Below are 8,489 nucleotides of genomic sequence, written 5' to 3'. Positions count from 1 at the left end.
CAGGCGCAGGGCTTCTTCACCACCATCCGTCGCGGCATGGACGGAAAGTTCATGGCGGTGCCCTACACCGTGGAGTACCAGGGCGAGCTCGCCCTGATGGCCGAGCACCTCCGCGCCGCCGCGAAGGCCACCACCCAGCCCACGCTGAAGGCCTTCCTCGAGAGCCGCGCCGCGGCCCTGTCGTCCAACGACTACTACGCGTCGGACGTCGCCTGGATGGAACTCGACGCGTCGATCGAGCCGACCATCGGCCCCTACGAGGTCTACGAGGACGAGTGGTTCGCCGCCAAGGCCGCCTTCGAGGCGTTCATCACGCTGCGCGACGACGCCGAGACGGCCAAGCTCGCGAAGTTCTCGGGTCAGCTGCAGGGGCTGGAGAACCGCCTGCCCATCGACCCGGCGTGGCGTAACCCGAAGCTCGGCGCCCTCTCCCCCATCCGCGTCGTCAACGTCGTGTTCAGCAGCGGCGACGGCAATCGTGGCGTCCAGACCGCCGCCTTCAATCTCCCCAACGACGAGAAGGTCGTCGAGGAGAAAGGCACCAAGCGGACGATGCTGAAGAACACGCAGGAGGCGAAGTTCCGCCTCGTGCTGCAGCCGATTGCCAAGGTCGCGTTGTCGCCGGCCGACCAGGGCAAGGTGCAGTTCGACGCGTTCTTCACGCACATCCTGATGCACGAGCTGATGCACGGCCTGGGCCCGAACAGCGTCAGCGTCGGCGGGCAGAAGGTCACCGTGCGCTCCCAGCTCAAGGAGACCTACTCGACGCTCGAGGAGGCCAAGGCCGACATCTCGGGCCTCTGGGCGCTGCAGACGCTCGTGGACGACGGCGTGATCGACAAGGGCCTGGCCGACACGATGTACACGACGTTCCTGGCGTCGACGTTCCGGTCGATCCGCTTCGGCACCACGGAGGCGCACGGCCGCGGCATCGCCATCCAGCTCAACACGCTGCTCGACGCCGGCGCGTTCGTGGTCAACGCCGACGGCACGTTCCGCGTGGAGCCGACGAAGATCCGCGAGGCCGTGAAGGCACTGACCAGCGAGATCATGACGGTGCAGGCCAAGGGGGACTACGCCGCCGCGAAGGCGCTGATGGCACGCGCGACGATCCGTCCGCAGGTGCAGAAGGTGCTCGACCGGCTCGCGGGCGTGCCGGTGGACATCGAGCCGCGCTTCACGAGCGCCGAGCGGTTGATGGCGGGGCGGTAGGAACCGGGTAGCGGGTAGCGGGGAACGGGCAGCGGGGCGTTCGGCGCCCTCCCTGTCAGACCTTCGGGCGCGCCTCGTCAGGGCGCTGCGGGCGATCGCACCCAGGTCGCCTGCAGCCTGTCGCCCATCGCCTGTTGTTGCCTATCAAGGAGTCCTCGCATGTCCGAGACCATCGGGACCAGTTCGAGCCGCCATGGGTACATCGCTGCCGCAGCGATCGTCTGGAACCTCATCGGCCTGTCCATGTTCGTGCTGCGCGTGAGCATGAGCGGGGAGCAGGTCGCCGCACTCTCGCCGCAGGATCGCGCGATGTACGACGCGACGCCGACATGGCTGCTGGTGGTGTTCGGCGCGGCCGTGATCACGGGGATGGTCGGGGCCATCGGCCTGTGGCGTCGCCAGCGGTGGGCCGGTCCCGTGCTCGGCGCATCGCTGGGTGCAGCGACCGTCCAGATGATCGGGACCTACCTGGTGACGCCAGCCTGGCAGGCGTCGGGGCCGGCGGGTCTGGTGTTGCCGGCGCTGATCCTCGGGCTGGGCGCGGCGCAGTGGCGGTACGCGTCGCGCCTGTAAGCCGGGTCAGAACACGACGGCCACCCGAAGGCCGCCGCCGCGCGGGGCCAGCATCGGCTGCAGCCGCACCTGCGCGCGAGACGCCTCGCGGCGGAAGACATCCTGCTCGTCCTTGATGAGAGCATCGAAGCCGAGACCGATGGCGGCACCGATGCCACCATAGATGACGGCGCCGAGCACGTACCAGTCCGTGTCCGGCCCCGACACGTCGTTAGCGACTGCATCCGCGAGCACGATGCCCGCCCCGACGCCCATGCCGATCAATGCGCCATTGAGCAGCGAGTCGGGCCTGCGCTGGCGGATGCCGACGACATCGGCCTCGGTCCATTCGTGACGCCCGGCCGAATCGGTCACCACCAATTGCTCCGGCGACAGCACCGCGATGCGCCCCTTGACCTCGCGTCCGCGGGTGTCGGTGACGGTCACCGTTGCGCCCGCCTTCGTCAGCAGGCGTAACTCACTGAACGAGGTCGCCACCTCCTGGGCGCCTGCCATGGTCCCGACCGCCAGGACGAGACTGACGACGACTCCACATGTCGTTGCGCGCATGATTCCTCCTCGACGTGACAACACGTCGATGGCCTGTCAGAACGAGAGCGACACCCCCAGGCCCTGCGCGTGCCGCGTGACGAGCGGCAGCACACGCAGGCGCAGGTGACTCTGCGACAGCGGCGGCCCCACCACGACGAGTTCGTCCTGCTTCGCGGCGTCGATGGCCATCCCGACAGCGGCGCCGACCACCGTCCCGAAGCTGACCAGCAGGGTGGCGTCGCTGTCGTCGGTGCCCTGCATCGAGTAGACCTCGGCGGCGGCCGCGCCAGCGCCCAGTCCGAAGCCGACCCCCAGACCGACGGCCGCCCCGATCAGCGTGCCGTTCACGAGCGAGTCACGCTGTCTCTGCCTCAGTGTCCATCCGCCCTGCCGCCACTCGACGATCCGGCCGTCGACATCGACGGCAAGCGAGGTCGGCGTGAGCTCGGTGAGGCGCCCCCGGACCTCGCGCCCGTCGGCGCCGGTCACGACCACCGCCTCCCCTACGCGTACGCGGCCTGCAGCCGCCTCGGCCCCCAGTGGTGGCGGCTGAGCCCGGAACAACTCGCGCTCGGTCGTGACCATCGCATCGATGGCCACGCCGCCCAGGGCGCCGATGCCAGTGCTGATGGCAGCCAGGCCGAGCACGTTCTCGAGCGAGTCGCCTTCCAGCCCCCCGTTCACGAGGACCGCGGTCCCGATCAAGGCCGCTCCCGAGAAGGCCCCCATCAGGGCGCCGTTCCAGAGGGAATCGCGCTGACGTTTCGAGACGCGGGCGACATCGCGTTCCTCCCACGGACGCCCGGCCGCGTCGCCACGCACCACGAGCGTCGTGTCGGTCAGCGAGGTGATGGCCCCCTTGGCCCGCCGTCCGTCATGCCCGGTGACCGTGACCACCTCCTCGAGGTGCACACGCAGGCGCAGTTCGGAGAAGGAGTGCGCGACGTCCTGGGCCAGGGCCGCGGACGCACTCGACCAGAGCGCTGCCGCGAGCAGCACTGCACGAACGTGGGCGTGCATGGGAAACCTCCGCCATGTCGGCACAGCAAGGGTCGTGCCTGTGGCCCGACGGGCCGTGACGGGCCTTTCTGCGCCTTTGCGTAAGCAGATGGTGGCGATTCCGCACCTGTGGGGAGGAATCCGCGGGCCGCAGCTGTGAAAGAATCCGCGACACGATGTTCCTCCGTGCGTCCTGTCCGCTGCTGGTCCTGTTGCTCGCCTCCCCCGCGTCGGCGCAGGCGCCCGACGTCATCCACCTCTTCAATGGCAAGGACCTGTCGACCTTCACCACGTGGCTGGTGGACGACCATCGCCAGGACCCGGACCGCGTCTTCACGGTGGTCGACGCGATCGACGGCGCGCCGGCGATCCGCGTGAGCGGCCAGAAGTACGGCGGCATCGCGACGCGCGAGTCGTTCGAGTCGTACCACCTCGTCGTCGAGTTCCGCTGGGGGGCGGTCACCTGGGCGCCGCGCAAGGCGCTGGCGCGCGACAGCGGCATCCTCGTGCATTGCCAGGGGCCCGATGGCAACACGAAGCCCGATTTCAACGGCCCATGGATGCGGTCGATCGAGGCGCAGATCATCGAGGGCGGCGTCGGCGACTTCATCCTCGTCGCCGGCAGCGATGCGAGCGGATCGCGACTGGCGCCGGAGATGACGGCGACGGTATCTGCCGACCGCCTCGGGCAGTGGCGCTACGACCCACAGGGCATGCCGCGCACGTTCGGCGGCGGGCAGCGCATCAACTGGTCAGGGCGCGACGTGGATCGTGGCAGCGCGCCGATCGGCTTCCGCGGCGTGGCCGACGTGGAAGGACACGGTGACCAATGGACGCGCCTCGAGGTCATCGTCACGCCCGAACGCATCACCAACATCGTCAATGGCCACGTGGTGAACGTGGGCACCAACCCGAGCCTCTCGAAGGGCTCGATCATGATCCAGTCCGAGGGCGCCGAGATCTTCTTCCGCCGCGTGGATCTGTATCCGCTGAAGGCACGGTAGCGCGACTGCAGGCTGGGGGTGACCGCTCGCCTGACAGGGTGCGTCTCGCGCGTCCCGTACCCGGTCCCCCGTACCCGGTACCCGCGAGATCAATATGGACAGATTGTGATGCCCCGTGCCCTTGCCGGCCCTCGGGACCAGGCGTACTGTCGCATCAGTTCCGCCGGTGCCGCCCCTCCGAGGGACACCAGCAAAGGCGGGAGGAGCGATGAACGAGGGTGATCCACCGAACGAGTCGGGGCACGGCGGGTGCCGAGGTTGACACCAGTCGCGCCGCAGGCCGACACCGCCAGGGCTGACACGTAGCCACCGTCACATGGGCCGAGTGCCCATCCGGCTTCTGCCGAACACGGACCGAGGCGCCTGTCATCCCGACGGACCACCGCTGGACGTCGCAGGACTGCGAGGTGCTGATGACGCAGGACACACCACCGGAAGTGAGGGCCGCGTAAGCCGATGACAACGCTCATCCGCTTGCGTGGGATGTCTCCCCGGTCACGCTGACGTCGGACGCCGCGACCCCGAGGCCTTCGTGCCTCACCGGCAGCTGCCGACCGCCCAAGACGTTGACGGCAGCGCGACCCGGCCCTGAACGACAGGAACTGAATATTCCCCCCAGGTCTCACACCGGCCCGGCGCCATCCTCTGGCCCCGGGCCGTTCTCATTCCGTCATTCGACATTCGCGATGGCGATGCCGCGATGCCGGGAATGCCGCACAAGACACCAGGACGAAGGAGAAGGAGGCGTGTGGACACGCTACGCTGGACGTGTGCCGCGTTCCAGACCCGACGCCCCTCCTCCACGCCCCACGCGCGCACAACTGCTGGCGTCGGCAGGCCGCCCCATCCCCGACCTGATCGCGCGCGACCTCGACGTGCTGTTCTGCGGCATCAATCCTGGCCTGTACTCCGCGTTCACCGGCCTGCACTTCGCCAAGCCCGGCAACCGCTTCTGGCGCGCGCTGCACGACGGCGGCCTCACGCGCACGCGGCTCGAGCCGTGGCAACGCCAGGCGCTGCTCGCCGCGCGCCTTGGCATCACGAACCTTGTGATGCGGTCCACGGCGACCGCCGCTGAGCTCGATAATGAGGAACTGCGTGCCGGCCGCGCGCGGCTCGAGCGGAAGGTGCGGCGCTACAAGCCCCTCGTCGTCGCGATGGTCGGCATCGGCGCGTACCGCGTGGCCTTCGATCGCCCGAAGGCGGTCATGGGCCCGCAGCCCGAGACGATCGCGGGAGTGCCGCTCTGGGTGCTGCCGAACACGAGCGGGCTGAACGCGAACCACCAGGCGGCGGACTTCGCGGAGTCGTTCGGCGCACTGGCAAAGGCGGTGCGGACGCGGCGACGGCTTTCAGCCAGAACGTGTGGGCCGATGGAATCCAGCCGGAAGGAAGCACGCCGCCGCTAGCGCCCGAGCCGCGCCAGCGGCGGGAAAGGCGTCGAACGCATCCCGTGCGGCCCCCGACGCTCGGTTCCGTCAGCGGCCGCGACGAATGTGCTCGACGATGCGGTCCCGCTCGGCAGGTGCGTAGTCGTCCCTGTAGGTGCGCAGGAACACCTCCACCTTGAGCTCGGTGTCTGTGATGTCGGGCTGCTCGGCCCTGATGCCCGACTCCAGGAGCCGTCGCGCGGTGTCGAACATCTCCGACATCATCCGCACGCGCCGCGTCGGCGTCAGCGTGGCGAACATCGCGGAGAAGGCCGCGTCGACGTCTGGCGGCGTGTCGCTCATGCGCGGACGGCCTCCAGGTCGGCACCGATACCGAGAACACCTGCCCACCGCTCGACATACTCCCAGTCGAGGCGCACGCGTTGCGCCGCGATCACGGCACGCACGTCGCGGACCTGTACGTCCGAGCGGGTGTCGCGTGCCCAGGCCAGCTTGGACAGGACCAGATCCTCGGGCGACACGATCCACATCGGATGGCCATCGAGTTCGACGCGCCGACGCCTGGCGAATTCCTCGATGCGAAAGGGCTCGGACTTCCTGATGACGAAATCCACCTTGACCAGGGCCTCGCGATGGATGGCATTGCACATCGTCCCGCGCGACATGGCGGTCCTGATGGTGTCGGCACTCAGCAGGAATGCCTGCGAGAACATGGCCTCCAGGCGCTCGGGATCGCCCTGATGGAACTCGACGACCAGGTCCACGTCGCGCGTCATCCGTGGCTGTCCGTAATATCCCGCCGCCATGGAGCCGGTGACCATGTAGGCGATGCCCGCCGCGTCGAGGCGCGAAGTCACGAGCGCGAGGATGTCGAGTTGGTCGGTCATCTGGTGCAGCGGGGACCCGGACGTCGAGCCCAGTATGGACGATCGACGGGGCAGGCGCCCCGGCCTTCCGTCAGTCGATCCGGCACACCCTCCATCGGCGACGGATGGCTCGCAGCTGCGGTCAGGGGTGCGAGCGCTCGAGCCTCGCCAGTGTCGGAGCGGGCCTCATCGTGGCGCCACACGAGTCGGCCGGCGCGCGATTTCCTTCCAGCCGTCGCTGGCGTCCACGAACGAGCCTGTGCGTTTGCCTCACGATGGGACAGGTGGCGGCCGTTGCCCCTGTGGCAGAATGCGCCCCATCCATGTTGACCCGCGTGCTCTCATCCGCCGTCCTCGTGCTGCTGCTGGCCACCCCCGCCGCAGCCCAGGCCCCCGACGTGATCCACCTGTTCGACGGCAAGGACTTCCGCCAGCACTTCTACACGTGGCTGGTGGACGACCGGAAGAACGATCCCGACCGCGTCTTCACCGTGGTGGACAACGTCGACGGCGCGCCGGCCATCCGCATCAGCGGCCAGAAGTACGGCGGCATCACCACGCACGAGGAGTACGAGACCTACCGGCTGGTGGTGGAGTTCCGCTGGGGCACCATCACGTGGGGCAACCGCAAGGACCGCGCGCGCGACAGCGGCATCCTGCTCCACTGCCAGGGGCCCGACGGCAACACCGGCCGCACGTTCAACGGCCCGTGGATGCGTTCCATCGAGACGCAGATCATCGAGGGCGGCGTCGGCGACTTCCTGTTGGTGCCGGGCACCGGCACCGACGGCTCGCGCCTGTGGCCGGAGATGACGGCCACCGCCTCACAGGACCGCGACCAGGAGTGGGTCTACGACCCGAAGGGCAAGCCTCGCGTGTTCCGCAACGGCGATCGGATCAACTGGTACGGCCGTGATCCTGACTGGGCCGATCGCCTCGGCTACCGCGGCGCCCGCGAGGTGGAGAAGCCGGCCGGCGAGTGGAACACCCTCGAGGTGATCGTGACGCGCGACATGATCACCAACGTGCTCAACGGCACGGTGGTGAACATCGGCACCGACCCGACCTACACGAAGGGCAAGATCATCATCCAGTCGGAAGGCGCGGAGCTCTACGTGCGCCGCGTCGACCTGTACCCAGGCGCGAAGAAGTAGTCAGGTCGGGCGCGACATGCGCGGTCGACCTGTAGGTCGACCGCCACGAACTGCCAAAGCCGCCGACAGCCGAGGATGTGCGAGTGAGGGCACCGGCCCTCGACATTCCCGGCATCGCAGCATCGCAGCATTCTCCTAATGCACGGATTCGCCGAGGTGCAGGCGGCGACGGGCGATCAGGAAGTACGGCAAGGCGATCGCGGCCAGGAGTGCCGCCAGGCCGTACGCGGCGCGGAAGCCGTGCGCGCGCACCATCCAGCCGGTCGTCGCCGACCCGACGCCGATGCCCGTGTCGAACGCCGCGAGAATCGCGCCGAACGCCGCCCCGCGACGGGCCATCGGAATCGACCCCATCACGAGCGCCGCAAACGACGGCCACACGAGCCCGAACCCTGCGCCGAACAGCAGGCCCGCGATCGCGAAGTCGCCGCGACTGGCGGCCGTGGCCAGCACCGTGAGTCCGCACGCCGGGAACAGCAGGCTCACCATCAGCACCGGGGACGCGCCCCAGCCATCGAGCCGCCGCCCCACGGCGAGCCGGCCGACGATCACCGACACCGCCATCGCCGACAGGAACGTCCCGCGCGGCGTGATGCCGAGCGCGTCGGCAAACAGCGCGGAAAACGACGTGAGGCCCCCGTAGCCGAACGAGATCATCGAGAGCGTGAACGCCAGCGCGATGACGCGCCACTCGATGCCGAACCGGCGGGGCGCCTCGTCCACGGGCGCGCCGACCGCCAGGGCCGCCTCACGCTCGTC

9 protein-coding genes and 1 pseudogene are annotated in these 8,489 nt (G+C 69.0%); 5 read left to right on the top strand and 5 right to left on the bottom strand.

Annotation, left to right across the window (positions count from 1 at the left end; translation table 11 throughout):
* Both ACIRDX_RS18060 and ACIRDX_RS18055 read left to right on the top strand, forming a co-directional pair.
* Positions 1-1,212: pseudogene (locus ACIRDX_RS18060) on the top strand (hypothetical protein); the annotation flags it as partial.
* 159 nt (positions 1,213-1,371) lie between these two features.
* Positions 1,372-1,785, top strand: a complete 414-nt coding sequence (locus ACIRDX_RS18055; RefSeq protein WP_396626832.1) for a hypothetical protein — start codon at positions 1,372-1,374, stop codon at positions 1,783-1,785.
* Positions 1,786-1,791: 6 nt separating this feature from the next.
* Here ACIRDX_RS18055 and ACIRDX_RS18050 read toward each other — a convergent pair whose 3' ends face one another.
* Both ACIRDX_RS18050 and ACIRDX_RS18045 read right to left on the bottom strand, forming a co-directional pair.
* The gene (locus tag ACIRDX_RS18050; protein WP_396626831.1) at positions 1,792-2,262 is read right to left on the bottom strand and encodes a hypothetical protein; all 471 of its coding nucleotides are present in this window, start codon (positions 2,260-2,262) and stop codon (positions 1,792-1,794) included.
* A gap of 108 nt (positions 2,263-2,370) precedes the next feature.
* Positions 2,371-3,336, bottom strand: a complete 966-nt coding sequence (locus ACIRDX_RS18045) for a hypothetical protein (RefSeq protein ID WP_396626830.1) — start codon at positions 3,334-3,336, stop codon at positions 2,371-2,373.
* 155 nt (positions 3,337-3,491) lie between these two features.
* Here ACIRDX_RS18045 and ACIRDX_RS18040 point away from each other — a divergent pair, with 155 nt between their 5' ends.
* Together ACIRDX_RS18040 and mug are read left to right on the top strand one after the other, a co-directional pair.
* Positions 3,492-4,319, top strand: coding sequence for a DUF1080 domain-containing protein (locus ACIRDX_RS18040; protein WP_396626829.1), 828 nt, complete (start codon positions 3,492-3,494; stop codon positions 4,317-4,319).
* 770 nt (positions 4,320-5,089) lie between these two features.
* Complete coding sequence (gene mug, locus ACIRDX_RS18035; protein ID WP_396626828.1) at positions 5,090-5,728, top strand: G/U mismatch-specific DNA glycosylase; 639 nt, start codon at positions 5,090-5,092, stop codon at positions 5,726-5,728.
* Between the two features lie 69 nt (positions 5,729-5,797).
* Here the strand turns inward: mug and ACIRDX_RS18030 are convergent, their stop codons facing one another.
* Together ACIRDX_RS18030 and ACIRDX_RS18025 are read right to left on the bottom strand one after the other, a co-directional pair.
* Entirely contained in the window at positions 5,798-6,052 is a 255-nt protein-coding gene (locus ACIRDX_RS18030; RefSeq protein WP_396626827.1) for a hypothetical protein, read from the bottom strand.
* Positions 6,049-6,597 (bottom strand): nucleotidyltransferase, encoded by a 549-nt coding sequence (locus ACIRDX_RS18025; RefSeq protein WP_396626826.1) that lies wholly within the window; start codon positions 6,595-6,597, stop codon positions 6,049-6,051. Before ACIRDX_RS18025 ends, ACIRDX_RS18030 begins: the two co-directional genes overlap by 4 nt.
* 302 nt (positions 6,598-6,899) lie before the next feature.
* Here ACIRDX_RS18025 and ACIRDX_RS18020 point away from each other — a divergent pair, with 302 nt between their 5' ends.
* On the top strand, positions 6,900-7,730 hold the full coding sequence (locus ACIRDX_RS18020) for a DUF1080 domain-containing protein (RefSeq protein WP_396626825.1): 831 nt from the start codon (positions 6,900-6,902) through the stop codon (positions 7,728-7,730).
* Between the two features lie 135 nt (positions 7,731-7,865).
* Here ACIRDX_RS18020 and ACIRDX_RS18015 read toward each other — a convergent pair.
* The coding region (locus tag ACIRDX_RS18015) for an MFS transporter (protein WP_396626824.1) at positions 7,866-8,489 on the bottom strand (624 nt) is incomplete at its 5' end.

Source organism: Luteitalea sp. (genome assembly GCF_044337415.1).
In the GTDB taxonomy this organism is placed as follows: domain Bacteria; phylum Acidobacteriota; class Vicinamibacteria; order Vicinamibacterales; family Vicinamibacteraceae; genus Luteitalea.
The sequence above is the reverse complement of the archived record's forward strand: the minus strand, read 5'-3'. Positions and strand labels throughout refer to the sequence as shown.